General features: G+C 72.3%; 21 protein-coding genes. 7 read left to right on the top strand and 14 right to left on the bottom strand.

The window, feature by feature from the left end:
• Positions 1-12: 12 nt before the first annotated feature.
• The 4 genes from ACFQ9V_RS04670 to ACFQ9V_RS04685 all read right to left on the bottom strand — a co-directional run bounded on the left by ACFQ9V_RS04670 (position 13) and on the right by ACFQ9V_RS04685 (position 7,029).
• Positions 13-903: a class C sortase gene (locus ACFQ9V_RS04670; protein WP_382458002.1), complete on the bottom strand. Its 891-nt coding sequence runs from the start codon at positions 901-903 to the stop codon at positions 13-15.
• Positions 903-2,378: a SpaH/EbpB family LPXTG-anchored major pilin gene (locus ACFQ9V_RS04675; RefSeq protein WP_382458003.1), complete on the bottom strand. Its 1,476-nt coding sequence runs from the start codon at positions 2,376-2,378 to the stop codon at positions 903-905. The genes ACFQ9V_RS04670 and ACFQ9V_RS04675 overlap by 1 nt, the downstream gene beginning before the upstream one ends.
• A gap of 42 nt (positions 2,379-2,420) precedes the next feature.
• Positions 2,421-5,504 (bottom strand): isopeptide-forming domain-containing fimbrial protein, encoded by a 3,084-nt coding sequence (locus ACFQ9V_RS04680; RefSeq protein WP_382458004.1) that lies wholly within the window; start codon positions 5,502-5,504, stop codon positions 2,421-2,423.
• A 79-nt stretch (positions 5,505-5,583) separates the two neighbouring features.
• Positions 5,584-7,029: a sigma-70 family RNA polymerase sigma factor gene (locus tag ACFQ9V_RS04685; protein WP_382458005.1), complete on the bottom strand. Its 1,446-nt coding sequence runs from the start codon at positions 7,027-7,029 to the stop codon at positions 5,584-5,586.
• 275 nt (positions 7,030-7,304) lie between these two features.
• Between ACFQ9V_RS04685 and ACFQ9V_RS04690 the strand changes: the two genes are divergently transcribed.
• From ACFQ9V_RS04690 to ACFQ9V_RS04700, 3 genes are all read left to right on the top strand, one after another.
• Complete coding sequence (locus ACFQ9V_RS04690) at positions 7,305-8,054, top strand: DNA alkylation repair protein (protein WP_382458006.1); 750 nt, start codon at positions 7,305-7,307, stop codon at positions 8,052-8,054.
• Positions 8,055-8,076: 22 nt separating this feature from the next.
• Entirely contained in the window at positions 8,077-8,973 is an 897-nt protein-coding gene (locus ACFQ9V_RS04695; protein ID WP_382458007.1) for an SDR family NAD(P)-dependent oxidoreductase, read from the top strand.
• Between the two features lie 131 nt (positions 8,974-9,104).
• Complete coding sequence (locus ACFQ9V_RS04700) at positions 9,105-10,796, top strand: DUF11 domain-containing protein (RefSeq protein WP_382458008.1); 1,692 nt, start codon at positions 9,105-9,107, stop codon at positions 10,794-10,796.
• 3 nt (positions 10,797-10,799) lie between these two features.
• Here ACFQ9V_RS04700 and ACFQ9V_RS04705 read toward each other — a convergent pair whose 3' ends face one another.
• The 5 genes from ACFQ9V_RS04705 to ACFQ9V_RS04725 form a co-directional block, all read right to left on the bottom strand.
• Entirely contained in the window at positions 10,800-11,810 is a 1,011-nt protein-coding gene (locus tag ACFQ9V_RS04705) for a helix-turn-helix domain-containing protein (protein ID WP_382458009.1), read from the bottom strand.
• A 95-nt stretch (positions 11,811-11,905) separates the two neighbouring features.
• Positions 11,906-12,373 (bottom strand): SRPBCC family protein, encoded by a 468-nt coding sequence (locus ACFQ9V_RS04710; protein ID WP_382458010.1) that lies wholly within the window; start codon positions 12,371-12,373, stop codon positions 11,906-11,908.
• Positions 12,374-12,513: 140 nt separating this feature from the next.
• Entirely contained in the window at positions 12,514-13,434 is a 921-nt protein-coding gene (locus tag ACFQ9V_RS04715; protein ID WP_382458011.1) for an ABC transporter permease, read from the bottom strand.
• Between the two features lie 7 nt (positions 13,435-13,441).
• Positions 13,442-14,473 (bottom strand): aliphatic sulfonate ABC transporter substrate-binding protein, encoded by a 1,032-nt coding sequence (locus ACFQ9V_RS04720; protein WP_382458012.1) that lies wholly within the window; start codon positions 14,471-14,473, stop codon positions 13,442-13,444.
• 101 nt (positions 14,474-14,574) lie between these two features.
• A complete protein-coding gene (locus ACFQ9V_RS04725; RefSeq protein WP_382458013.1) occupies positions 14,575-15,429 on the bottom strand; it encodes an ABC transporter ATP-binding protein in 855 nt (284 codons plus the stop codon).
• 153 nt (positions 15,430-15,582) lie between these two features.
• Between ACFQ9V_RS04725 and ACFQ9V_RS04730 the strand changes: the two genes are divergently transcribed.
• Positions 15,583-16,062 (top strand): hypothetical protein, encoded by a 480-nt coding sequence (locus tag ACFQ9V_RS04730; RefSeq protein WP_382458014.1) that lies wholly within the window; start codon positions 15,583-15,585, stop codon positions 16,060-16,062.
• Between the two features lie 42 nt (positions 16,063-16,104).
• On the opposite strand, the gene ACFQ9V_RS04735 is transcribed toward ACFQ9V_RS04730, so the two are convergent.
• Positions 16,105-16,566: a hypothetical protein gene (locus ACFQ9V_RS04735; RefSeq protein ID WP_382458015.1), complete on the bottom strand. Its 462-nt coding sequence runs from the start codon at positions 16,564-16,566 to the stop codon at positions 16,105-16,107.
• Between the two features lie 49 nt (positions 16,567-16,615).
• Positions 16,616-17,461, bottom strand: coding sequence for an exodeoxyribonuclease III (locus tag ACFQ9V_RS04740; protein ID WP_382458016.1), 846 nt, complete (start codon positions 17,459-17,461; stop codon positions 16,616-16,618).
• Between the two features lie 64 nt (positions 17,462-17,525).
• On the opposite strand from ACFQ9V_RS04740, the gene pyrE reads away from it, so the two are divergent.
• Positions 17,526-18,074 (top strand): orotate phosphoribosyltransferase, encoded by a 549-nt coding sequence (gene pyrE, locus ACFQ9V_RS04745; RefSeq protein ID WP_370055060.1) that lies wholly within the window; start codon positions 17,526-17,528, stop codon positions 18,072-18,074.
• A 344-nt stretch (positions 18,075-18,418) separates the two neighbouring features.
• On the top strand, positions 18,419-21,355 hold the full coding sequence (locus ACFQ9V_RS04750) for a hypothetical protein (protein WP_382458017.1): 2,937 nt from the start codon (positions 18,419-18,421) through the stop codon (positions 21,353-21,355).
• A 13-nt stretch (positions 21,356-21,368) separates the two neighbouring features.
• Here ACFQ9V_RS04750 and ACFQ9V_RS04755 read toward each other — a convergent pair whose 3' ends face one another.
• Positions 21,369-22,169, bottom strand: a complete 801-nt coding sequence (locus ACFQ9V_RS04755; RefSeq protein ID WP_382458018.1) for an HAD-IIA family hydrolase — start codon at positions 22,167-22,169, stop codon at positions 21,369-21,371.
• Between the two features lie 125 nt (positions 22,170-22,294).
• Here ACFQ9V_RS04755 and ACFQ9V_RS04760 point away from each other — a divergent pair, with 125 nt between their 5' ends.
• A complete protein-coding gene (locus ACFQ9V_RS04760) occupies positions 22,295-22,936 on the top strand; it encodes a TrmH family RNA methyltransferase (protein ID WP_382458179.1) in 642 nt (213 codons plus the stop codon).
• 76 nt (positions 22,937-23,012) lie between these two features.
• On the opposite strand, the gene ACFQ9V_RS04765 is transcribed toward ACFQ9V_RS04760, so the two are convergent.
• Together ACFQ9V_RS04765 and ACFQ9V_RS04770 are read right to left on the bottom strand one after the other, a co-directional pair.
• Complete coding sequence (locus tag ACFQ9V_RS04765) at positions 23,013-23,429, bottom strand: DUF3052 family protein (protein WP_382458019.1); 417 nt, start codon at positions 23,427-23,429, stop codon at positions 23,013-23,015.
• A complete protein-coding gene (locus tag ACFQ9V_RS04770; RefSeq protein WP_382458020.1) occupies positions 23,426-24,271 on the bottom strand; it encodes a metallophosphoesterase family protein in 846 nt (281 codons plus the stop codon). The genes ACFQ9V_RS04765 and ACFQ9V_RS04770 overlap by 4 nt, the downstream gene beginning before the upstream one ends.
• Between the last annotated feature and the right edge of the window lie 3 nt (positions 24,272-24,274).

Below are 24,274 nucleotides of genomic sequence, written 5' to 3' on the forward strand. Positions count from 1 at the left end.
GCGGCCGTCCGCCTACCCACGGCGCACCCGGGACCGGCCCGACCACCAGAGGTAGCCGGCGCCCGCGACCACCGCGGCCGCGAACCCGCCGGCCCACCAGGGTAACCCGGGCCCGGCTGCCGGCTCGTGCCCGCGCGTCACGGCGGCCTCCGGGGTCGGCGTCACCCGCTCGCCCGTCACGAGGATCCGCTGGCTGTTGATCCCGAGCGGCGTGCAGGTCACCAGGGTGACGAGGTCCTTCCCCGCCACCGGGTCGAGCGTCTTGGTCTGGTCCGGGTCGACGACCGCGATGTCCGAGACGCGGTAGGTGAGCGTCTCGCCGAAGACGTAGATCGTGAAGGTGTCGCCGCCGCGCACCCGGTCGAGGTTCGTGAACAGCGTCGCCGAGACGAGCCCGCGATGACCGGCGAGCACGGCGTGCGTGCCGGGGCCGCCGATCGGGAGGGACGTGCCCTCGAGGTGGCCGACGCCCTCCGCGAGGGTCGCGTCGCTGGTGCCGTGGTAGATCGGGAGGTCCGCGCCGATGGACGGGATGACGATGCGCCCCATGAGGCCGTATGCGTTCGCGGCCAGGAGCCGGTCGTAGTCGAAGCCCGGCGGCAGCGCGGCGGCGGTGCCGACGGGCACGCGCTCGTTCGCCTTCACCGCGCCGCCGCCGGTGAGCGCGGAGTTGTACGCCGCGGCCTCCTTCAGCGCGTGCAAGCGGCTGGCGGGTCCGATGGCCGTCACCGCGTCGCCGTACTGCGCGATCCGGGCGGCCTCCTGCTCGGCGCTGAACCAGCTCGCGGTCGCCGGGTAGAGCGCGACGCTCACGCCCAGGAGGCACAGCATGGTGACCGCCACCGACAGGGCGGAGAGCCGCCATCGTCTCCCGGTGGCGGCCCTCCCGTGCTGCGGGGACATCACGCGGCCGGCCTCTCCTCACGGGCGCGGCGACGGATCACGAGCACGGCCACGGCGACCGCGAGGGCCGCCAGGGCGAGCCCGCCGACGACGAAGACCGTCGTTCCGGTGGAGCCCGTCAGCGGCAGTGCGATCGGCGGCGCCTGCGGGTCGGTGACCGTCACGGTCGGGTTGGCGGCGCCGGGGGCCACCGTCTGCGCGTACCCGCCGGCCGCCTGCGCGAACGCGGGCGCGATCGTGTACCCGGCCGGGGCCTGCGTCTCCACCAGGTAGTAGGTCAGGTCCGCGCCGACGCCGTCGTTCTGCGCCTTGAGGCCGTCGATCGCGACGGCGCCCGAGGCGTCGGAGGTGAAGGTGGTGGCTCCGTTCACCGCGACCGGGTTCGTCAGGGTCTGCGCGTCCGACGCGGAGGTGAACACCTGGAACTGCGCGCCCGCGAGCGCCTTCCCGTTCGGGTCGACCTTGTGGAGGCTCACGTCGCCCCAGGTGTCCTGGACCGGGTTGGAGGGCGTGGTGACGCTCGTGCCCGTCTGAGTCGAGATGGTCTGGTCCGCGATGTTCCGGATCGTCCCGCTGCCGACCGCGCCGACCACGGTCGGGATCGTCGCGGTGACGACCGCGCCCGGGTTCGCCGTGAGCAGGGCGAGCCCGGAGGCGGTGAAGTCCACCGTCACGGTCTGTCCGGACACGCCGACGGTGTAGTCCGCCGCCGGCAGCGTGATCGCCGCGCCGGTCGAGGAGGCCAGGGACACCGTCACCATCGCCGGAGCCGGCGGTGTCAGCCGGGCGTCCAGCGGGTCGGTCAGCGAGTACTGGGTGAACGCGTCCCCCGCCACCTGGTTCGGGACGGTGGACGCCACGCTCCAGTTGAGCGACGCGGCGCCCACGCCGTAGACGCCCGTGTCGTCGACCGACTTGACGGGGGCGCCCTGCACCGTGTTCTTCGGGTACACGAACACGTTCGTCAGCCAGTTCCCGCCCTGCGGCAGCGGCAGCGACACCAGGAACGGCGCGCCGAGCTCCGTGCCGGCCGGGGCGCTCGTCTCGGTGACCTCGTAGACGGCCGGCGTGGAGGTCGTGTACGAGGTGACACCGGAGCCGCCCGTGGCCGGCAACGCGGTCGCGGCGCCGGTCGTGTAGGTGGAGCCACCGCCGACGACTTGGCCCGCGCTGTTCACCGCCAGGCCGGCAGCGGTGGTCCAGCCCGCGGGCGTCGTGAGGTCGACGCCGGTGACCGGCGCGACGCTGAACACCACGCCGGGGATCGGCGTGAGGCCGTTCGTTTGGACGGTGCCGTCGGTGGGGGTTCCGCCACCGGGGGGATTCTGGAGTTTCGTGATCGTCAGGGTGTACGGGCCCGCCGGCGCGTTGCCGCCGGTCGTGTCCGCGTTCGCAGGCCCGGCGAACGCCGCCGCCCCCAGCAGGGCGAGGGCGCCGACGCCGATCGCGGCGGTGAGTCTTCTCGTGAGGGTCATGGGTTTCCTGTTCTGTGTACGGGTGGGAGGGGCCCGCCGCGTTCAGCGCGGGAGCCTGCGGATCCGGCGCCGGAGCTGCCACGCGGCCAGCGCCGCCGCCACCGCGAACGTCCCGGTCGCCGCGAAGGCGATGACATCGGTGCCGAGGCCTCCGGTGAGCGGCAGGACGATCGCCGGAGCGCCCGGCGTCTGCGCGTGGTACTGGTCGTCGGCGGTGACGGGCGCTCCGGTGAACGCACCGGTGCCGGTCACGGTCGCGTCGTCGGCGTGGACGGCGTTGAAGCCGAGCGCGCTCAGCGTCGCGGTGCAGTGGACGGTCGCGCCGACGGCCAGCGGACCGGCCCACTGCGTGCCGGTCGATCCGTCCGGGAAGGCGCAGCTCAGCCCGGTGACCGTCGCCGAGCCGGCGATGATCGCGTCGCTCACCGTGACGTTCTGCAGCGGCTCGCCTCCGGTGTTCGTCACCGTGAAGGTCAGGCCGGTCGTCTTCGTCGCGTCGAGCGTCACCGCGGTGCCGGCGGTCGGCGCGTGGTTCCCCGCGGCGTCGGTCTTCGTGATCATGACGGCCGGTGGCGTCGCGACCCGGATGCCGACTTTCACCGGCTCGGCCGGCAGCAGCGGACCGTTCGGGCTGGAGGCCGCGTACGCGAGCGAGTTCCAGGCGACCTGACCGGGGGCGGCCGACGCCGGAAGGTTCATCGCGTAGTCGACCTCCACCGTCTGGCCCGGCTGGAAGGTCAGCGCCGAGGCGTCGATGCGGACGGCGCGCACCTGCGTCCAGTCGGTTACTTGGGCGGCGGTCAGCCAGGTCGGGCCGCACCCCACGGGCTGGTTCGGGTAGACCTCGGGGCGGCACGGGTTCGTGCTGAGGGAGTACGTCGCCGTCACCCCCGCCGGGAGCGTCAGCGCGCCCGCGAGCGCCGGCTGGAACTGGGAGCCGCGGGCCACGCCGCTCTGGCCTCCCGACACCCCGGTGTCACCGACGGAGGGGAGCACGTCGTAGACCACCAGGTCGCTGATCGGCGTCGAGCCGAGCGAGCCGATGTTCAGTCGCCACTGGGAGGTTCCCCCGTCCGGAGAGGTGCCGACGGCGGGCGAGCCGGGGACCGAGAACAGGAACCGGCTGTCGAACTGGCCCTTGACCTCCTTCTGGGCGCCGGCCTGCGCCGAGGTCCCGGTCGCGAAGGACGCGGCCGAAATCGTGCCATTGCTCGGGGTCGGCGCCCACGTCGGGTCCGCGTCGTCCCAGACGCTGGCGGTGTTGGTCTGCGTCGTGGCTCCCACACCGGGGTTCACGACCGTGGAGAACTGGATCGTGAAGGCCTGCTGCCGGTTCAGGATCGCTGTGGGCAGGAAGGAGAACGTCAGTGTCTGCCCGCTCTGCGTCACCGTCAGGCCGGCCGTCGTGTAGGCGGGATCGTAGGTGTAGGCCCCGGAGGCGCTGGTCACGACCGCGCTGCCCGGCACGTAGCTCACACCGGCCGGAAGCGTGTCGGTGATGTGCACCGGGGCGTCGAGGTAGTGCGGGTCGCCGGCGACCCCGGTGTTGGAGACGAGGAGGCTCCACGGCGCGACCTGACCCGAGAGCAGGGCGTTCGGGCCGCCGGTGTACGACTTGCGGATCAGCAGCGACGCGGCAGCGTTCGTGAAGTACGCCACGGCGCACGACTTGTCCGTGTCGCCGAGGGTGGCCATCGGCGTCGGCGGCGCGTTCGTGATCGACCACTGAGCGCAGTTGGTCTGCGTCATCGGCACGTAGCCGTCGCCCGCGGTCAGGTGACCGTCCACGTTGATGTAGAGCGTCGTCCCCGGATTGACGGCGTACGGCGGCAGCACGATCGAGTAGCCCGCGATCATCCAGCCGGCGGGGACGACGTACGGAACGGTCCCGTCCGTGGACTTCGTCACGGCCTGGGTCGTGCCGTCGGCGAGGAAGAAGGTGAACACCGACCCGGACGGGACTCGGTCGAACTCCGTGACCGTGAAGCCGGGGGTTCGGCAGTCCTGCGGGAGCGAGTCGCTCAGCGGTGCGCTGTCGCACGGCGGATAGTCGTAGAGCGTGCCGCCGATCGGGACCTGGCCGGTGTTCCTGACCTCGAGGTTCCAGTTGTAGTCGGCCGTCTTGAAGATCGCGCTCGTGGCCGCGACGTTCGGGGACACGGACTTGGTGAAGAGGCCGGACCCGGCCGAGGCGTTCGCAAAGGTGTGCGAGACGCTCGCGGTCGCCGACACGGTGGTCGGGTCGGTGACGGTCGTCGCCGTGAGCTTCGCCGTGTTGGTCACCGTGCTGGTCGGGCCGAAGGCACTGGAGGGATAGGTCACGTCGACGGTGGCGCCGATGGTGGAGTTGTTGGCCGCGGAACTGGACGGCCAGGTGACCGTGTTGGTCGCCGGGTCGTACACGCCGCCGTTGGTGGCGCTGACGAAGACCGCCCCCGCGGGGAGGGTGTCCACCAGGGTCGGATTGGTCGTGTTCCAGTCCCCGTTGGCCAGGATGAAGTCGTTGAAGGTTCCCGAGATCTGGTACGCCGTGATCCCGTCGAGGACCGAGTCGCCCTCCAGGACCTTGGTGACGTTCAGGACGGGCTTCGCCGTGATCACGATCGGCGCCGCCGTGGCCGTTGCCGGTGCGCCGGCCGAGTCGGAGCTGAACGTCGCCGTGGCCGCGAGCGTCGACTGGTCCGGCGTGGTGCCGGCGGCCGTCTTGCACGCGAAGGTCAGCTGACCGGACGCGCCGACCGGGATGCTCTTGCCGGCGCCGGAGCCGATGAAACCGGTGGACGTGGCGTTGAAGTCGCCGTTCGCTGTCGAGCCGCCCACCGCGCAGGTGATCGGGTGGCCCTGCGGCGAGAGCGCGTCGACGTTGACGGCGATCACCGCGTTCGCGCAGGAGGTGACCGACGGGTCGACCGACGAGCACTGGTAGTTCACGGTCCACTGCGCGGTCGCGCCGGCCGGGATCGGCGTGGTCGCGGGCGTGATCGTCACCGAGAGGCTCGCGGAGCCGCCCGCGCCGAGCGCCGGCCCGCCCGCGACCAGGGCGACCGCGCAGATGAGGAGGGCGGAGACGACTGCGGCGAGCCGGCGCGCGGCTGCGCGTGCGGAGGGCAGGGTGGGCGCAGGCACGTCGGGGTCCTCCGAGGGCTCGGGTCTTCGGGTGCGGACCAGCAGGGCGCGGATCGGGTGATCGCGACTGGTTCTGAAGTTAAGGAGCGATTTCACCTCTCGGCGTGACGCTGCCGGTCCTGTGAGTTCGCTGACCGTGCCCGTGGGTGTGGGTGTGTGCGGGCGCGCGGCCGGCTGGTGGGGAAGGCGCGGTGGGCGTGGGGATTGGTGTCGGAGTCGGGGTTGATGTCGGAGTCGGAACCGGGGTCGGCGTCGACGTCGGATTTGGTGTCGGGCTCGGAGTTGGTGACGGAGTCGGATGCGGGATCGGCGTCGGCGTCGACATGGGAGCCTGCGTCGGCGGCGCGGTCGGCGCGAGGACCGCGCCGGGAGCCGCCTGCGCAGCGGTGGCGCCATCGGCCGAGTGATCGGCGGTCGGGTGCGGAACCGGCTCCGGCACCGACGCCGGAGGGGCGACGGGCGTGGGCGCCGGAGCAGGCCTCCCCTCGGAACCCACGGCAGGGACTCCGGGCGCGGCCGTCGCCGACGGCCTCGCGAGATCCGCCACCGGCGCCGACACCGTCTCGCGTGGCGCGACCCCGAGCGAGACGGCCACGATCGAGGTCGCCACGATCGAGGTCGCCGCGACGACGGCCGCCCCGGCCACGACGCCCCTCGGCCCCCACGCCCGCCATCCCACCCCGGTCGCCGGTTCCGCCGCGCTCGCCGGGGCCGCCTCGCCCTCCCGCGCACCGCTCGCGTACGCCACGGCGCCCCCGACGCCCGCCGCGAGCGGGAGGAGGACGAACCCGATGTGCCTGTTCGCCTCGGCGGCCTCCACGGCGGCGACGCGGCAGTCCGCGCACTCTTCGAGGTGCGCGTCCAGGCGCCGCTGCACGCTCGCCGCCAGCCGCTTGCGCAGGCCGATGCCGAGGTGCTCGATCGCCCAGTGGTGCTCTGAACCCTCCGGCACCGTTGCGAGGTGGGCCTGGATCCAGGCGGTGCGCAGCCCCTCCCTGGCCCGGACCGCCAGCGCCGCCACCGAGTTCGCGCTCATCCCGAGCAGCGGTGCGACCTCCCGCGGCGGCAGGCCCTCGACCTCCGTGTGCCAGAGCACCTCCTGCCACCGCGGCGGCAGGGCGCGGAAGGCGGTGGCCGCCAGCGAGCGGTCCAGCTCATCGAGCCGGTTCGCCTCCGTGAACCGCAGGTCCTCGATCTCCTCGGCGTGCTCGATCGCGATCTCGTGCGCCGCCCGGCGACCCCAGCTCGCCGCGGTGTTCCGGATCACGGTGAACAGGTAGGGCCGGAAGCCGCTGGTGGGGCCGCCGCCGTCGGCGATCGCCGCGAACATCCGGGTGAACGCCTCCGACACCAGGTCGTCCGGGTCGAAGGCGGTCGTGTACGAGCGCGCGACGGTCACGCCCGCGCGATAGTGCCGCTGCCACAGCTCGGCGTAGGCGCGCTGATCCCCTCCGCGGGTGCGGTCGACGAGCTGACTGTCGGACAGGGCATCGATGGCATCCTTGCGGGCAGCGAGACGGGTCACGGGCTCTCCGGATCGGGACTGGTCGGCGTCGCCGGGAGACGGCCGTGTCAGAGAGAGCGCCGGACGCCGGTTCCATGACGAATCCCGTCGCGCGGGTTTTCACCCCTCCGCCGCGTCATGGATTCCCGGAGGCCCGCTCTCTCACATGCCGGTACGTCACTCGTGCCGACCGGTGCAGCTCGAGGGGAGGCTGCTCGCGGGGTGCCGGTGCATTCGGGAAAGGCCGGGCACCCCGCGAACCCGCCGCCCTCGCCGCAAACCCCTAGAGTGCTCACGTGACTCCGGAGCAGACCGCCGGCGCCGTCAGGGAGGCGCTGGCCGCGGTGGCCGACCCGGCCGACGCCGTCTTCCTGCAGCGCTTCTTCAAGACCGGCCCCGGCGAGTACGGGGAGGGCGACGTCTTCCTCGGCGTGCGCGTGCCGCAGACCCGCGCGGTCGCGAAGCGCTTCGCCGGCCTGCCGCTCCTGGAGGTCCGCGCGCTGCTGGACAGCCCGGTCCACGAGCACCGGCTGGCCGGGCTCATCGTCCTGAACGCCGCCTTCGCCCGGGCGAGCGGCGTCCGCACCCGCGACGACGCCGAGCGCGAGCGGCTGGCCGCCTTCTACCTCCAGGCCGTGCGCGACGGACGTGTGAACAACTGGGACCTCGTGGACGCCTCCGCCGAGTACGTGCTCGGCGAGTTCCTCCTCGACCGCCCGCGCGGGCTGCTGGACGAGCTCGCCGCCAGTCCCGTGCTGTGGGAGCGCCGGGTCGCCGTGCTCTCCACCTTCGCGTTCCTCAAGGCGGGCGACGCCTCCACGACGCTGGAGCTCGCCGCGCGCCTGCTGGACGACCCGGAGGACCTCATGCACAAGGCGGTCGGCTGGATGCTGCGCGAGACCGGCAAGCGGGTCGACCGCGCGCTGCTCACCGGCTTCCTCGACGAGCACGCCGGCCGGATGCCGCGCACGATGCTCGCGTACGCGACCGAGCATCTCGACGCCGAGACGAGGGCCGCGTATCGGGCCGCGCCTCGCCGGAGCTGAGGGGGCCTGAGATGATGGACCAATGGCGAGAACGGTTCGAGGCGCACGGGTCCTGATCACCGGCGCGGCGTCCGGGATGGGCCTCCTGTATGCGGAGCGCGCGGTCCGGGAGGGCGCCCGCGACGTCGTGCTGTGGGATCGCGACGAGGCCGGCCTCACCCGGCTCACCGATCGGCTGCGCGCCGAGGTTCTCGCGGGCCGCACGGTCACGGCCTGGGGAGCGCCTGCCGGTTCGCCGAGCTCGGGCGCCGGAGGCTCGGCCTCCGGGACGCGCATCCACCCGTACGTGGTCGACCTCCGCGAGCTGGGCGGGATCGCCCAGGCCGCGCAGTCGGTGCGCAAGGAGCTCGACGGCGTGGACGTGCTCGTCAACAACGCCGGCATCGTCCGCGGCAAGTTCTTCTGGGAGCACGACAACGGCGACGACACCCGCGCGACCATGCAGGTCAACGCGTTGGCGCCGATGTACACGACGCGGGAGTTCCTGCCGGGGATGATCGCCAGCGCCCGCGAGGCGCGCATCGTCAACATCGCCTCCGCGGCCGGCACCCTGGCCAACCCGCGCATGAGCGTCTACGCGGCGAGCAAGTCCGCCGTCATCAACTGGAGCGACAGCCTCCGCCTCGAACTGGAGCAGGAGGGCTACGGCCACGTCAAGGTGACGACCGTCGCGCCGAGCTACATCGACACCGGGATGTTCGAGGGCGCCCGCGGGCCTCTGCTCACCCCCATCCTCACCCCGGAGTACGTGGTCGACCGGGTCTGGCGGGCGATGCTCGCGGGCAAGCCGGTCCTGCTGCTGCCGTGGTCGGTGGGTCTCGCGAAGACGCTGAAGGGCGTCCTCCCCACTCGCGCCTGGGACGCCGTCGGGCGCCTGTTCGGCGTCTACAGCTCGATGGACGAGTTCACCGGCCGCTGACGTGACGATCCGTGCCGGTCTCACGACCGGACCTGGATATCCGTGCAGCCGCGCGCCGCCGAGCCGCTCCTGTCGCCGAGCCTGGATGCGCGGGCCGAAACCGGGCCCGTTCGTTCGAAAGGCAACGCATCATGAAACGGATCGGAACACGGATCGGGTCGGCCCTGGCGTTCGTGGTCGCGCTCGGCGTCGGACTCGGCGCCCTCACCGCGTCGGCGCCCCGCGCGGAGGCCGCCCCACGCGACTTCTCCGGCCTCCATTGGGAGGCGACCGACACCCTCCTCGGGGCGACCTACCGCCGCGTCGACCTCGACGTCGACCGGATCGAGAAGGCGCACGAGGGGCTGCACACCCCGAAGCTGAGGCTGGCAAGCGGAGCGCCCGTCTGGGGCATCCCGTACTACTTCCTGGGTGTGGACCCGGCGACCGGGACGTACCGGCCGGACAGCATCCTGGTCTGCATCGACATCCTGCACGTCGACTACCAGGTGCCGGACGGGTCCGAGTACTTCGACCTCGCGACCGTGGTTCCGCCGCAGACCGCTGTCCGCATCTCGCGGGTCCTCAACGCGGGCCTCCAGCTGGCGCGGGAGCGCGGCCTCTCCATCGCCACCGACGGCAGCCGGCCGCTGACGTTCGGCACCGGGGAGGCGTCGGAGGTCATGCTCGCGGCGCAGGTCGAGGCCTGGTACCTGTTCGCCAAGGACAACCTCCTCGAGCCCCTGCCGTATCTGGAGCGCGGCGACTTCTCCGTGGACCGGCGGACCATCGGGCCCGGCGGGGTCACGGTGTCGGTCGAGCCCGTCGACCTGCCCGCGCTCCACGCCGAGCTCGACGCGCTGCTCGCCCGCTTCGAGGCGACCCCGGACTTCGCGTCCGATCCCATCACGTTCGCCGACCGGGTCACCCTCACCGACGCCGACGCCCTCCGCGGTTTCACCCTGGAGGTCGACCCCGCCACCTCCACGCCCGGTTACGACGACTACCTCGGGGCGACGACCTCGGCAGACGGCAGCATCCGCGTCACGAAGAAGAAGCGGCTCGACAAGCCGGTGACGCTCGGCTTCCGGAAGACCTTCACGCACGCCCTGGGCGGCGGGTCGCCGCTCGGCAGCGGGGTCCGCGCGGCGAACGATCAGATCAAGACGGTGCTCTCCAACCTGTTCGCGGCCTCCTTCGAGGTCCCGTTCGCCGAGGACCCCAGGCCGGTCGGCCCGCCGCCGCAGGACCCGCTGACGCTGTCCGCCGTGTCGATCGCCAAGGACGACGGCCGGACGGTCGTGACCGCGGGCGAGCGCCTCGACTACGTGCTCGTAGCGGCCAACGTCGGGGAAATCCCCGCGCCGGACGTGGTCGTGGTCGACCAGCTCCCCGAGCACCTGGACTTCGTGGAGTCCTCGGTCGCGCCGAGTGCGGCGTCGTCCGGTTCGACGCTCGTGTGGGAACTCGGCGAGCTTGCCGTGGGGGAGCGGCGCGAGATCGTCGTCTCGGCGAACGTCCGAGCCGACGTCGAGCACGGCGCGTCGATCGTGAACACCGCGTCCATCACCTCGGAGGGCGTCTGCGAGGACGACCCGGTGACCGGGGCCGTCTGCGCGGACGACGACACCGACATCGTGGTCGCGCCCCTCGACCCCGGGACGGTCGACGAGGAGGGCGTGACCCCGGCGAGCTCGAACGCCGCCCCGGCGGGGGTCCTCGCGACGACCGGCGACGCGCTCACGAACGCGTGGAAGCCGGCGGCGCTCGCCGTCGTGCTGCTGGTGACGAGCGGCTGCCTCGCGCTCGGGCAGGCGATGAAGCGCAGGTCGAGCCGGACGTAGCCGCTAGAGCGGCACAGCAACGAGTGGCGGGGTCGCGCGCGGTCCCGCTACTCGCCCGCGCGCCGCGACGCCCGCGACGGAGGCCCGGAACTCACGGGGCGATGTGGCGTACCGGCCGGTGAAGAGCCGGCTGAAGTGCGCCGCGTCCTTGAACCCCCAGCGCGCAGCGACCTCGCCGATCCGGAGGGCGCCGAACTCCGAGTCGGCCAGGTCGCTCCGGCAGCGGTCCAGGCGCCGCGACCGCACCCAGGCGGCGACGGTGCTGTCGTGCTCCCCGAAGAGCGCGTGGAGCTTGCGCACGGACATGAAGTTGGCGCTCGCGATCTCCGCCACCGTGAGGTCGGGCCGGGAGAGGTTCACCTCGATGTACTCGATGACCTCGTCGAGCTGGGACCCCATCGTGCCGGTCTCGCGATCCTGCAGCGCCTCCACCACGACGGCGCCGAGCATCCCGACCGCGCTCTCGACCAGGCGCCGGCCCGCGCCGCCCTCCAGACGGTGAGCGGTGCGGCCGAGCTGCGCGGCGAGCGGGTGGACGATGCCGACGAGGGGACGCTCCCGTTCGAACCGCACCGCCACCACCTCGTCGACCGTGCTCGCGGGCACGGGCAGCGCGCGGTGCGGGATCCGCACGATGAGGCTCTCCCCGCCGTGGTCGAGCAGGAAGGGGCGAGCGGCGGTGTACGCGGTGATGTCGCCGGCCCGCACCACGGCAGCACGGCCGTCCTGCTCCAGCGTGCTCTCCCCGGTGAGCTGGATGTGGATCATCGTGTTGGCCCCGGTCTCGCTCCCGCCCTGCTGGTGGGGCTGCTCGACCGTGTGCCGCGAGCCGCTGATGGCGTTGAGCACGATGCCGCCGACGATCGCGCCGCTCACGGCCGTGCGGAAGGTCTGCGACTCCGTGGTCGTGCAGAGCAGCGGGACCGTCGTTTCGCTGAACCTGCGGCGCGTGTCGTCGTAGTTCAGGAGCAGCCGCGCGAATCTCCGATCCGGCGGCTGCTCCCCAGGCTTCATGGTGACGGCCCGTTCTCTCGTTCCCTGTCTCCCGGCGAGCACTCACCGTGAGATATGACATTCCTGGGGTGAGAATGTAGCAGAGGCGTGCAGGGTCAGGCGCGGCCTCCGCGGTCGACGTCCTCGCGCCAGGCGCCCGTCTCCGCGGGCTGCGCCTCGATGAACTCCTTGAAGTTGCGCAGGTCCTTCTTGACGGCGTGGTCGTCCACGCCGAGCGCTGCGCCGACCTTCTCCAGCGCGTCGCCGGGCTGCCAGTCGAACTGCACGGTGACGCGCGTGCTGTCCGCGGCGAGGTGGTGGAACGTGACGACGCCCGCGTGGACGACGTCGCCCGCCACGCTCTTCCAGGCCACCCGCTCGTCCGGGTGCTGCTCGGTGATGACGGTGTCGAACTCCCGGGTCGCGCCGCCGATCTTCACGCGCCAGTGGTTCGTGGTGGCGTCGACCTGGCGGATGTCCTCCACCTGGTCGAGGAACTGCGGGAAGCTCTCGAACTGGGTCCACTGGTTGTAGGCGGTGGTGACGGGGACGTTCACGTCGATGCTCTCGGTCACTGCGGTCATGGGCCGATTCCTTTCCTCGATGCGTGCGGATTCGGCGACGACGCTAGGCGGGGTCGCCGAAGCAGGCGAGGGGCTCGACAGTCACCCGGGATGGTGGGAGAGGGCGTCAGGCCCAGCGGAGTGTCAGGCCCAGCGGGGCGTCACGCCCAGCGGCGGCTCGCCCACCGCTCGAACAGTCCGACCAGCGAGTCGGTCAGCTTGCCGAGGATCGCGAGCAGGATGATCGCGAGGAAGAGCCGGTCGGTGCGGCCGTTGTTCTGCGAGTCGCTGAGCAGGAAGCCGAGCCCCATCGAGGAGGCGATCAACTCCGCGGCGACGAGGAACAGCCACGCCTGGGCGAGCGCGAGCCGCAGTCCCGACACCACCGACGGCAGCACCGACGGCAGCTGCACGGTCGTGAACAGCCGCACCCCGCCGAGCCCGAACGCGCGCCCGGCCTCCACGAGCTGCCGGTCGACGTGCCGGAGGGCGGCGGCGACGGTCGTGTAGACCGGGAAGAACGCGCCGATCGCGATGAGGATGATCTTGGAGTCCTCGCCGATCCTGAACCACAGGATCAGCAGGGGCACCCACGCGAGCGACGGCACCGCCCTGATCGCGCCGAGCGTCGGGCTGAACAGGGTGTCGCCCAGACGAGACAGCCCGACGATCGCGCCGAACAGCAGCCCGAGCGCCGCGCCGAACGCGAAGCCGATGAGGACGCGCTGCGTCGAGATCGCGATGTAGAGGCCGAGCAGGCCGCGCTGCGCGAGGTCGACGCCGGCCTGCACGACCATCGCGGGCGTGGGGAGCTGGGCGGAGGAGAACGCACCGGACGTCGAGGCGAGCTGCCAGGTGAGGAGCAGCACGACCGGGATCAGCGCGCCGCCGAGCACCCGCACCGAGCGGCGCGAGAGGAACGGCGTGCGCGGCGAGGCCTCCCGCGGCGAGGCCTCGCGCGGCGCGGCTTCCCTCGGCGCGGCTTCCCTCGGCGTTTGGCGCGCGACGGAGGTGCCGCCCCCGCCCGGTCCACCGACCACGATCAGCGGGCCGTCGCCATCCGGCGCGTTCTGGTAGCTCATCCCGCGCTCAGCCCCCGATCGCGCTCGGGTCGGCCTTCTTGGCGAAGGTCGGGTTTAGGAGGCTGCCGAGCGCCGTGTCAATGTCGGACTGCGTGCGCACGTCGCCGGACTCCACGAAGATCGGGCCGACCTTCTTCAGCACCGCGAGCTGTGCCGGGCCGGGGATGTTCGAGACGCCGAGGTTGGTGCGCTCGGTGATGACCGTGGTCGCCACCGCCTGGTCGATCCCGGCGACGTCCGCGAGGATCTTCGCCGTCTCGTCCGGGTGCTTCAGCGCCCAGGCGCGCGCGTACTCGTAGGTGTTCACCACGGTCTGCGCGACGTCCGGCTTCGAGGTGAGGAAGGACTCCGTCGCGTTGAGGAACCCGTACGTGTTGAACTTCACGTTCCGGTAGAGCAGCTTCGCCCCGGACTTCTGGGCGTTCGCCATGATCGGGTCGAGCCCGCTCCACGCCTGCACCGAGCCGTTCTGCAGCGCCGCCCAGCCGTCGGCGTGCTGGAGGTTCTGGATGGTGACGTCGCTCGCCGACAGCCCGTTGGCCTCCAGCGCCTGCAGCAGGAAAAAGTAGGGGTCGGTGCCCTTGGTCGCCGCGATCTGCTTGCCCTTGAGCTCCTTCACCGAGGTGATCGGGGAGTTCGGGCCGACCACGAGCGCCGACCACTCGGGCTGCGAGAAGATGTCGATCGTCTTGATCGCGGACCCGTTGGTGCGTGCGAGCAGCGCGGCGGAGCCCGCGGTGGACCCGACGTCGATCGCGCCCGAGCGGAGCGCCTCGTTGGCCTTGTTGGACCCCGCCGACTGTACCCAGTTGACCGTGATGTCCTGCTTCGTGAGCGCCTTCTCGAGCCAGCCCTCCTTCTTGATGACCAGGCTGAGCGGGTTGTAGGTCGCGAAGTCGATGTTGAGCGTCCCGCCCTTCGTGACCCCGGCGGTGGAGCCGGAGGCCGCGCCCTCCCCGGCGACGCACCCGGAGAGCAGGAGGGCGGCCGCGGCGGCGAGGGCGGTGACGGCGGTGACGATCGTGGGTCTGCGGTGCATGCTGGGTGCCTCTCGTGTCTGGTGATGCCTGGTGGCTCGTGCTGTGGTTCGAGCCTCCCGGATGCGCAGGCGGGCCGGGCGCGATCCGGTGAATCTGTGGACTAGTAGGGGAAGACCGGAATTGTGGAGGACTGAAGGTCGTCGAGCGCCCTCCCGTGCCGGTCGATCCCGAGCCCATCGAGCAGCTCGGCCCGGAGCTCGGCGAGCGCCGCGGAGCCCCGGTCGCGCGGCCGTGAGCCGGGGACCGTGACGACGCGACGGATGGTCGCGCCGTCACGGCCGTCCTCGCGGCCCAGCAGGATGACGCGGTCGGCGAGCTGGAGGGCCTCGTCCACGTCGTGCGTGACGAGGAGGATGGTGGCGGGATTCGCGGCGTGGACGTCGAGGAGCAGGTCCTGCATCCGCAGCCGCGTGAGCGCGTCGAGCGCCCCGAACGGCTCGTCCAGCAGCAGCACTCCCGGGTTGCGGGCCAGCGCCCGCGCGAGGGAGGCGCGCTGCGCCATCCCCCCGGACACCTCCCGCGGCCGCAGCGAGGCGGACGCCTCCAGCCCCACGAGCTCGAGCAGCCTCCCGACCTGCTCGCGCCGCTCTGTCCGGTCGAGCCCGCGCGGCAGCCCGAGTGCGACGTTGTCGGCGAGCGACCGCCACGGCAGCAGCCGTGGCTCCTGGAACCCGACCGCGCACCGCCCGTCGATCCCCGCGACGGGCGACCCGTCGATCCGCGCCGCCCCGGCCGTGGGCGAGTCGAGCCCGCCCGCGATGCGCAGGAGCGTCGACTTGCCGCAGCCGCTGGCGCCGAGGATCGCGACGACCTCCCCGGCTGTCACGCTCAGCGAGACGTCCCGCAGCACGGTCCTCGCGCTGGGCGCGATCCCGCGCCGCCGAGGCCCCGCGAACGCCCGCCCGACCCCGACGAAGTCGACGGAGAACGCGGACGCGGGTGTGGTGGAAGGCATGGCGCTTCGACGCTATCGACAGCGGCCCAGCGGGCGCTGGCGGGGTGCAACGCGGCGTAACGGAAGTTCGGGGAGGAGGGTTTGCGCAGGCCGCCATATCTGTGAAATTGTCGTCTGACATCGAAAATTTTATACCTACGAAGGGACCCACCGATGAAGACGAAGCGCATTTTCACCGCTGCAGCCGGAGCTGCTGCACTCGCTCTCGGCGGCCTGCTCGTCGCCGCGCCGGCTGCGAGCGCGGACGAGGGCGGCATTCACGAGGTGCCGCGGGACCAGCAACTGCCGTCGTTCCCAAGACTCGCGCCCCGCTTCGACACGGTGACCGTCGTGGATGCGGAGACAGGCGCGGTCGTAGGCACGCGCCCCAACATCCAGGGCCGAGGCGTCAGCATCATCGGCCCGGGCTGCACCACCACCGACATGTGCTTGTACTCGAGCCCGTACCGCGGGTATCAGGGCACGGGCAGTATGGCTGTCAGCGTCGGCGGCGTCAGCACCTACACCAACGGAATCCGCACCAGGCAACTGCAATGGAAGTCCGGCAACGCCACGATCACAGGACCCAAGACCACAGGCCCGGTGGCGATCAGCGGTGGGCCGGTGACGATCGTGAAGGTCACGCTCTTCTAGACATCAGCGGTCACCACACGCTCCTTGCATCGTCGCGCGCTCTCACGCGCTGACCACAACCTCCCGCCCCCGCCGCACGACCGCCGTCACCAGCAACGACACCGCGATCAGCCAGCACCCCGCCATGATCGCCGAGCTGAAGTCCTCCCCGTAGTCCACGAAGCTCATCCCGTTGAAGAACGCGCCCACGGTGAAGAGGGCCGCGACGCCGGTGAGCCAGCGCCAGCCGCGAACGCGTCCCGCCACGCAACGAACGAACAGAGCCAGCGTCCCGAGCGCGAGCAGGAGGGCGAGCCATGCGTGGACGAGGAGCGCCGGGCCGGCGCCGCCGCTGAGCGCCCAGCCGAGGCTGGTGAACGATCGCGAGAAGTATTCGCCTCCGGTGCTGCCTGGATGGGTCTTCGGGAGCTCCACGAACAGGTTGAGCAGCATCCCCAGCGCGAACTGCACGCCGAAGGCGACGAGGAGGGCGATGGCCTGGGGGCGTGGCGGCTCGGTGCGCATGAGTCCGGGATACCGCGAAGCGGCACGCGGCGCAATCAGCGCGGCGAGGTCACCAGATCATCGGCCGGTCGTCGTCGTCCTCCCCCGTCGCGGCCTCCGCCAGGTCGACCAGCACAGGCACGTGGTCGCTCGGGGCGTCGCCCTTGCGCTCGTTGCGGTGGATGCTCGCGTTCGTCACCCGGTCGGCGAACGCCGTCGAGCCGAGGATGAAGTCGATCCGCAGCCCCTCGTTGCGCGGGAAGCGCAGCTGCTTGTAGTCCCAGTACGTGTAGCCGTCCGGCACGATCGGCCGAACGACGTCCGTCAGGCCGGCCTTCTCGAACGCGGCGAACGCGGTGCGCTCGGGCGGCGAGATGTGCGTGGAGGCGCCGGGGACCAGGCTCGGGTCGCCGACGTCGGAGTCGAGCGGCGCGACGTTCCAGTCGCCCATCAGCGCGAGCTGCTCGCCGGGGTTCTCGGTCAGCCAACGCTGCGTGTCCGCCGCGAGGGCGGCGAGCCAGTCCAGCTTGTAGACGTAGTGCGGGTCGTCGAGCGAGCGGCCGTTCGGGACGTACAGGCTCCACAGTCGCACCCCGTCGACCGTCGCGCCGATCGCGCGGGCCTCCTTCGGGAGGTCGGGGCCGTCGTGGTCCTTCAGGAACCCGGGCATGTCGGGGAAGCCGATCTCGACGTCCTCGATCGGCAGCCGGGCGGCGATCGCGACGCCGTTCCACTGGTTGAGGCCGTGCAGGACGACTTCGTAACCGGCCGCCTCGAACGCCTCGTACGGGAACTGCTCCGGCTTGCATTTGATCTCCTGCATGGCCAGGACGTCCACGTCCTCCCGGACCATCCAGTCCACCACCCGTGCGACTCGGGTGCGGATGGAGTTCACATTCCAGGTGGCGACGCGCATGCCCCGATCGTATCGGGGACCGCCGACCCCCTTGCCGGAACGGGTTAACCGTAGAATGTCAGACGTGACGGACGCACGACAGCAGCTCATCGACTTCATCTCCGCCGAGGCGGTCTTCCACGGCGACTTCACGCTGACCAGCGGCAAGAAGGCCACCTACTACGTGGACCTCCGCAAGGTGAGCCTCGACCACCGGGTCGCGCCGCTGATCGGCCAGGTCATGATCGACCTGATCGCGGAGGTGCCGGACGTGGTCGCGGTCGGCGGGATGACGATGGGCGCCGACCCGGTCGCCGCCGCGATCCTGCACCAGGGCGCCGCCCGCGGCCTCGCGTACGACGCGTTCGTCGTCCGCAAGGAGCCGAAGGACCACGGCCGCGGCAAGCAGGTCGAGGGCCCGGACCTCGAGGGCAAGCGCGTGATCGTCCTGGAGGACACGTCCACCACCGGAGGCTCCCCGCTGAAGGCCATCGAGGCCCTGCAGAAGGTCGGCGCCGAGATCGCTGGCGTCGCCGTGGTCGTCGACCGCAACACGGGCGCGCGCGAGGTCATCGAGTCGGCCGGCTACCCGTACTTCGCCGCCATCGGCCTCGAGGATCTGGGGCTGGCGTAGTGGCGGAACACCGCGAACCCCCGGCGGGGGAGCAGCCGGAGCCGGAGCAGCCGTCCGAGCCGGAGGTGGGGAGCTCGGAGTGGTTCCTCGCTCAGCTCAGCGGCGGGCGGCCGTTGACGCGGCCGCCGGCGCCGGGTTCGACAGGTGCGCCGCGTGGGGCCGCGGGGTCTGAGCCGGAGGAGCCGGCTTCGTCCGCGGATGCTGCGCCGGAGTTCCCCGCTTCCCCGGCTTCGCCCGAGTCTCCGGCGGAGCCTGCTGCGCCTGCCGATGCTGCTCCGACCGAGCCCGCCGGTTCCGCGCCGCTCTGGCCTCTCGCTTCGGCGAGTCCCACTCCTGACGAGTCTGTGGCAGCGGTTGAGCCTGCCGCTCCCGTTCCTTCGGCACCTGTCCCTTCGGTTCCCGCGCCCTCGTCCGCGTTCGAGGACCTCCTCCGCGAGCCGGACGCTCCCGAGCCCACGGCCGACGAGAGCGCCGCCGCCCTGCCGGACGCGACGCCCATCGCCCCGACCGCCCCGGGCTTCACCTGGAACCTGACGTCCCGCGAGAGCCCGGAGCCTGACGCGCCATCCCTGCTCGGCGAGGCGAACGCCGAGGCCCCGGACGCCCAGGACGACGTTCCTCCCGTCCGCCGCTCCAACTTCGTCGAGCCGACGCCCTCGCAGCCGACGGCGGTTCTTCCCGTCGCCCCGGAGTCCGGCGACGAGCCGACTGTTGCTCTACCCGTGCCGGACTCGATGTCGGAGCCGAGCGCCGCGCCTGCGCCGACGTTCGAGGAGTCGCCGGCCCCGGTGCGGGATTCTCGCGCCGCGCTGACGCCGCAGGAGGCGTCGGACGTGCTGTCGGGGTCGCCCGCCGCGCTGACGCCGCAGGAGGCGTCGGCCCCGCTGCAGGAGCCGCCCGCCGCGCCGACCGCGCCGGCCCCGCCCGCTGCCGCGCCGACCACGCCGGCCCCGCCCGCTGCCGCGCCGACCGAGCCGGCCCCGCCCGCTGTCGCGCCGCCGACCCAGCCGTTCGAGCCGAGCGGCTTCGTGGCCGCGCTGCGCATGCCGCAGCCTCCGGAGGTCGGCGACCGCTTCTCCGGCCCCGATGAGGTTCTGGAGCCGACCACAGCCGATCAGGCGGTTCCCGGCTTCGCCACCCACGAGCCCACCGCGCCCGAAACCGAGGCCTCTGAGGTTGTGGCCCCCGGACCCGCAGTGTCCGAGCCTGCAGCGTTCGAGCCGACCGCTGCCGAGCCCGCCACCACCGAGCCCGCAGTGTCCGACCCCACTCCGACCGGCCCCGTCGAGGGCCACGGGCTGGCGGCGCTGCTCGGGATGTTCGAGGAGGAGCGTCCCGCTCCGCGTCCGCTGCTCGGGGACACCACGGGGATCATCCCGATCCAGGCCGCCCCGCTGACCCGCAAGGACGCACTCCAGGCCGAAGCCGACGCCCAGGCGCAGGCTGACGCCGATGAGGGAGCCCAAGCGGAGGAGCAGGCCAAAGCCGATGCCCAGGCGCAGGCGATAGCGCAGGCCCAGGCCGAAGCCCAGGCCCAGGCCGAAGCCCAGGCGGAGGCCCAGGCGCAAGCTGAGGCGCAGGCGCAGGCAAGAGCCGAAGCCCAGGCACAGGCGGAGGCCTACCAGCGTGCCCGCGCCGAGGAGCAGGCCGCGGCAGCGCGGGCCGCGGCGGAGGCGCAGGCAGCAGCGTGGTCGGCGGTCGGAGGTGCCGGCGACGGCCACGATGCCGCTCCGACTCCGACTCCCCTCAGTGAACCGGGCGTCGCGCCGGCCGCGTTCGACGGGGCCGCCCAGACCGAGGCGGTCCTCGGCGCGCCGCCGTCTCCCGCGACCAGTCCGTTCGACGCGGAGGCGCTCGCCGCGGCCTCCGCTGCCGGACCGGATGTCTTTGCGCCGCTCGCCGACTCGACACCGGAGCGGGCGACCGACCTTCCCGCGTCTGACGCCGCCCACGAGCCGGACGAGGAGCAGGACGGCATCGCCGCGCTCTTCGGTGACTTCGGCATCGGCGAGGAGCCCGACGACTCCCACGACGAGGAGGCCGATCACGCCCAGCGCCCGGCCGCCGAAGCCGGCCAGGGTCTGCCGGCGCCAGTCGATCAGGCGCCCTTCGGCGAGCCCACCGCGCGCGTCGAGCCGTCATCCGCCGAGCCGGTCGGGCACGGCGCGGCAGTTCCATCAGGCGAGCCCCCGCTGCAGGCCGACCAGGCGCCGACGCCGGGCGCCGAACCGCTGCTCCCCGCGGCCGCCCTGGGGATCGACGCCATCCTCTTCCCCGAGCTCGCGGCCGAGCAGGAGCAGGACGCTCAGCCGGAGTCCGACGCGCTCCCGCGGCACGAAGCCGCAGCCCATCACGCCACCCCCGAGTCGGAGGACTCCGCAGGGTTCGCGTTCGACGAGCCGTCGGCCGGGCTGGAGGGTCCGCAGGTCGGCTCCGGGACGGGCGGATTCGACGCCCTTCTGACCCCGACCGTGGCCTTCGACGCCTTGGACACGCCGACCGTCGCGTTCGACGCCGCCGCGGCAGCCCGCGACACGACTCCGCCACCCAGTGACGCGCAGCCGGCGTCGGCAGCCGATTCGGCCGCCGCTGCCACCCCGGCCCCCTGGATCTCCCCCACCACCTCCACCACCCCCGCACCTCCAACCTCCACACCCCCCGCCCCGCCGTCCTCCGCGCACCCGCCCACCAACCGCCGCCTCTTCCTCATCCTCGGCGTCCTCGCGGTCCTGCTCGTCCTGGTCGGCCTGTTCGCGCTCGGCACGCGCCTCCCGTCGCTGTTCGGCGCGTCCGCCGCCGCCCCGAAGGCCTCGTCGTCCACGACACCGTCGAGGACCCCGACGCCGACGCCCACGCCGACCCCCACGGTCAGCCCGAAGCCCGCGGCGGCGGTCGGGCCCGGCACCCACGCGTGGAACACGCTCGGCGGCGGCGAGTGCGTCCAGCCGTACACGAACCCGTGGGCGGAGACCTTCACCGTCGTGGACTGCACGGCCGCGCACTCCGCGCAGCTCGTCTACACGAACCTCGTCTCCGCCGACCCGGCAGCGCCCTACCCGGGCGCCGACGCGCTCGCGCAGCAGATCAACACGCTGTGCACGGCCTCAGGTGTGGTCGACCTGAGCGCCGCCGCCGCGTACCCCGACCTCCAGGTCCAGGGCGCGTTCCCGGCGACCGAGGCGCAGTGGACGAGCGGACAGCGGTCCTACTACTGCTTCGCGAACCGCTCCAGCGGCCAGCCGTTGACGTCCTCGGTGGCGGGACCGGGCCCGACCGGCTGACCGGCGCGCGGACTCAGAGGTCCGTCTCGACCGGAACGGCCTCGACCAGCTCCTTCACCCCGGACAGGATCTCGTCCGGACGGAACGGGTAGCGGTCGATCTCGGCCTGGTCGCTGATCCCGGTCAGCACCAGGATCGTGTGGAGGCCGGCCTCGATGCCCGCGACGACGTCCGTGTCCATCCGGTCGCCGATCATCGCGGTGTTCTCGGAGTGCGCGCCGATGCGGTTGAGCGCCGAGCGGAACATCATCGGGTTGGGCTTGCCCACCACGTACGGCTCCATGCCGCCGGTCGCCTTGGTGATCATCGCCGTAACCGCGCCCGTCGCCGGAAGCGGACCCTCGGCGCTGGGGCCGGTGGCGTCCGGGTTGGTCGCGATGAAGCGTGCCCCGGCGCCGATCAGGCGGACGGCCTTCGTGATCGCGTCGAACGAGTAGCTGCGGGTCTCGCCGACGACCACGTAGTCCGGGTTCGTGTCGGTCATGATGAAGCCCGCCTCGTGCAGGGCGGTCGTGAGCCCGGCCTCGCCGATGACGTAGGCGCTGCCTCCCGGCTTCTGCGACTTCAGGAAGTCGGCCGTCGCCAGCGCGGAGGTCCAGATCGACTCCTCCGGCACGTCGAGGCCGGAGGCGCGCAGCCGGGCCGCGAGGTCGCGCGGGGTGTAGATCGAGTTGTTGGTGAGCACCAGGAAGGGCGTGCCCTGGTCGCGCCACTGCTGGATCAGCGCGGACGCTCCGGGGAGCGCGGAGTTCTCGTGGACGAGGACGCCGTCCATGTCGGTCAGCCAGCATTCGATCTCGTCGCGTCGCGCCACGCAGGACCCCTTCCGATGGTGAAGTGACGTCCCCAGCATATTGCCCGGGGGTTGCGGGAGGGTTTCCGGCCCCTGAAGGGACCCCGCGATGCTGCTCCCGTTACGCTGAGTCGGTGAGTCCCGAGATGCCGCAGCCCGGCGACCTGCCGCCGTCCGCCGAGCTGACCACGCACGGCGTCGGCCCCTGGCCCGGCGAGTGGCCGGACGACGACCGCTACGACCCCGAGCTGCTGCGTCACGGCGACACCCGCAACGTGATCGACCGCTACCGCTACTGGCGGATGGAGGCCGTGGTCGCCGACCTGGACGAGCACCGGCACCCGTTCCATGTGGCGATCGAGAACTGGCAGCACGACATGAACATCGGCTCGATCGTGCGCAGCGCCAACGCGTTCGCGGCGGACACGGTGCACATCATCGGCCGGCGCCGCTGGAACAAGCGCGGCGCGATGGTCACCGACCGCTACCAGCACGTCGTCCACCACGACGACGTGGCGGCGTTCGTCGGCTGGGCGCGGGAGACCGGCCTCCCGATCGTGGCCGTCGACAACGTGCCGGGCTCGGTGCTGATCGAGACGTACGCGCTGCCGCGCGAGTGCGTACTGCTGTTCGGTCAGGAGGGCCCCGGCCTGTCCGACGCCGCCCTGGAGGCCGCCGACGTCGTGGTCGAGATCTCCCAGTTCGGCTCCACCCGCTCCATCAACGCGTCGGCCGCGGCCGCCGTCGCCATGCACGCCTGGGTCCTCCAGCACGTCCCCTTCGCCTGACCACCCATCAGTTCCGGAGTTGTGCACGCAACACGCCGGGCCGGAGCGTACACAACTCCGGGAGAGATTGCGGGGGTCAGCGGTTGGTGCGGCGGTGGACGAGTTTGAGGGCGGACCAGTCGGTGGAGATCGCGGCGACTTTGACGTCCACGAGGCCGCGGGCGAGCGCGGTGTCGCGGATGAGGTTCTCGTCGATGTCGCTGACGTGGCCGGCAGCCTTCCGCGGCCAGGCCGCCCAGATCATCCCGGCCGGGTGGATGCGCGGCGCCAGCGCGTCGAGCTCGGCGACGTAGTCGGCCGCCTCCCGGTAGAACGCGACGATCAGCCCAGCCGGCTCGGCGGAGCCCTCCGCGAGCCACTCCACGTCCACCGGCCCGTCCTCCACGGGCACCGCCCAGCCCGGGTCGGCGTGCAGGAGCTGCGCGCGCATCCCCGGCTTGAGCCCGAGCTTCTTCCAGAGCGGCGTCCCCGAGTAGCCCGCGCCGCCGCTCATGCCTCGCCCTTCCAGCCGGCGTCGGCCGCGATCCGCGCGATCGCATCCGCGTCGAGGTCATAGACCGTCTCGCCGTCACCGGCGGCGGGCGCGCGCACGAACTGGGCACGTACCGTGCCGTCGCCGGACAGCTCCACCAGCGCGAACCCGGCCCCGCGCTCGGCGCGCTCCCGCGGCGGCGGCCAGAGCACGTCCGTCGTGTTGGCGACGGCCGGCGCCACGACCACCGGGATGCCGCCGACGCCCGCCGAGGTGACGAGCGCGTGATGGTAGTGGCCGACCAGGATCAGCCGCACATCCCCCGTCGAGCAGAGGTCGAGAAGCGGGTCGGGGTCGATCAGCCGCAGCGTCTCGAACAGCCCCGTCGTCGGCGGGACCGGCGGATGGTGCAGCACCACGACCGTCCCGTTCGCGCTCGGCTCGGCGAGAACCCTCCGAAGCCGCGCGAGCCGCTCCTCGCCGACGAGTCCGTACCCGGCCCGGGCGACGGTCGTGTCGACGGTCACCACCCGGAAGCCTTGGACAGAGAAGACCCGTTCGCGCTCCCCGAGCACCTGCTCGAAGGCGTCAGGGAGGTCGTGGTTCCCCATCGCGTAGGCGACCGCCGCTCCGCGCTCAGCGGCCCACGGCTCGAGCCGCCCCCGCAGCAGCCGATACGACGCCGCGCTCCCGTCGTCGGACAGGTCGCCGGACACCACCACCAGGTCGACGGCCTCCAGCTCGCCGGCGCGAGCGAGCACGCGGTCGAGCGCGGCGCGCGTGTCGACCAGCCCGTACTGGAGACGGCCGTCGCCGTAGAGGTGGGTGTCGCTGAGGTGGAGGATCCGGAGTCGGTCGGTCACGCC

It is taken from the genome of Leifsonia sp. NPDC056665 (genome assembly GCF_042791795.1).
Lineage (GTDB): Bacteria > Actinomycetota > Actinomycetes > Actinomycetales > Microbacteriaceae > Leifsonia.

Bases quoted from the DNA above. Each gene is read 5' to 3' on its own strand.
- ACFQ9V_RS04710 (WP_382458010.1), bottom strand. From the start codon at position 12,373: ATGACCGCAGTGACCGAGAGCATCGACGTGAACGTCCCCGTCACCACC.
- ACFQ9V_RS04700 (WP_382458008.1), top strand. From the start codon at position 9,105: ATGAAACGGATCGGAACACGGATCGGGTCGGCCCTGGCGTTCGTGGTC.
- ACFQ9V_RS04695 (WP_382458007.1), top strand. From the start codon at position 8,077: ATGGCGAGAACGGTTCGAGGCGCACGGGTCCTGATCACCGGCGCGGCG.
- ACFQ9V_RS04720 (WP_382458012.1), bottom strand. From the start codon at position 14,473: ATGCACCGCAGACCCACGATCGTCACCGCCGTCACCGCCCTCGCCGCC.
- ACFQ9V_RS04760 (WP_382458179.1), top strand. From the start codon at position 22,295: ATGCCGCAGCCCGGCGACCTGCCGCCGTCCGCCGAGCTGACCACGCAC.
- ACFQ9V_RS04705 (WP_382458009.1), bottom strand. From the start codon at position 11,810: ATGAAGCCTGGGGAGCAGCCGCCGGATCGGAGATTCGCGCGGCTGCTC.
- ACFQ9V_RS04735 (WP_382458015.1), bottom strand. From the start codon at position 16,566: ATGCGCACCGAGCCGCCACGCCCCCAGGCCATCGCCCTCCTCGTCGCC.
- ACFQ9V_RS04725 (WP_382458013.1), bottom strand. From the start codon at position 15,429: ATGCCTTCCACCACACCCGCGTCCGCGTTCTCCGTCGACTTCGTCGGG.
- ACFQ9V_RS04670 (WP_382458002.1), bottom strand. From the start codon at position 903: ATGTCCCCGCAGCACGGGAGGGCCGCCACCGGGAGACGATGGCGGCTC.
- ACFQ9V_RS04730 (WP_382458014.1), top strand. From the start codon at position 15,583: ATGAAGACGAAGCGCATTTTCACCGCTGCAGCCGGAGCTGCTGCACTC.
- ACFQ9V_RS04675 (WP_382458003.1), bottom strand. From the start codon at position 2,378: ATGACCCTCACGAGAAGACTCACCGCCGCGATCGGCGTCGGCGCCCTC.
- ACFQ9V_RS04740 (WP_382458016.1), bottom strand. From the start codon at position 17,461: ATGCGCGTCGCCACCTGGAATGTGAACTCCATCCGCACCCGAGTCGCA.
- ACFQ9V_RS04765 (WP_382458019.1), bottom strand. From the start codon at position 23,429: ATGAGCGGCGGCGCGGGCTACTCGGGGACGCCGCTCTGGAAGAAGCTC.
- ACFQ9V_RS04715 (WP_382458011.1), bottom strand. From the start codon at position 13,434: ATGAGCTACCAGAACGCGCCGGATGGCGACGGCCCGCTGATCGTGGTC.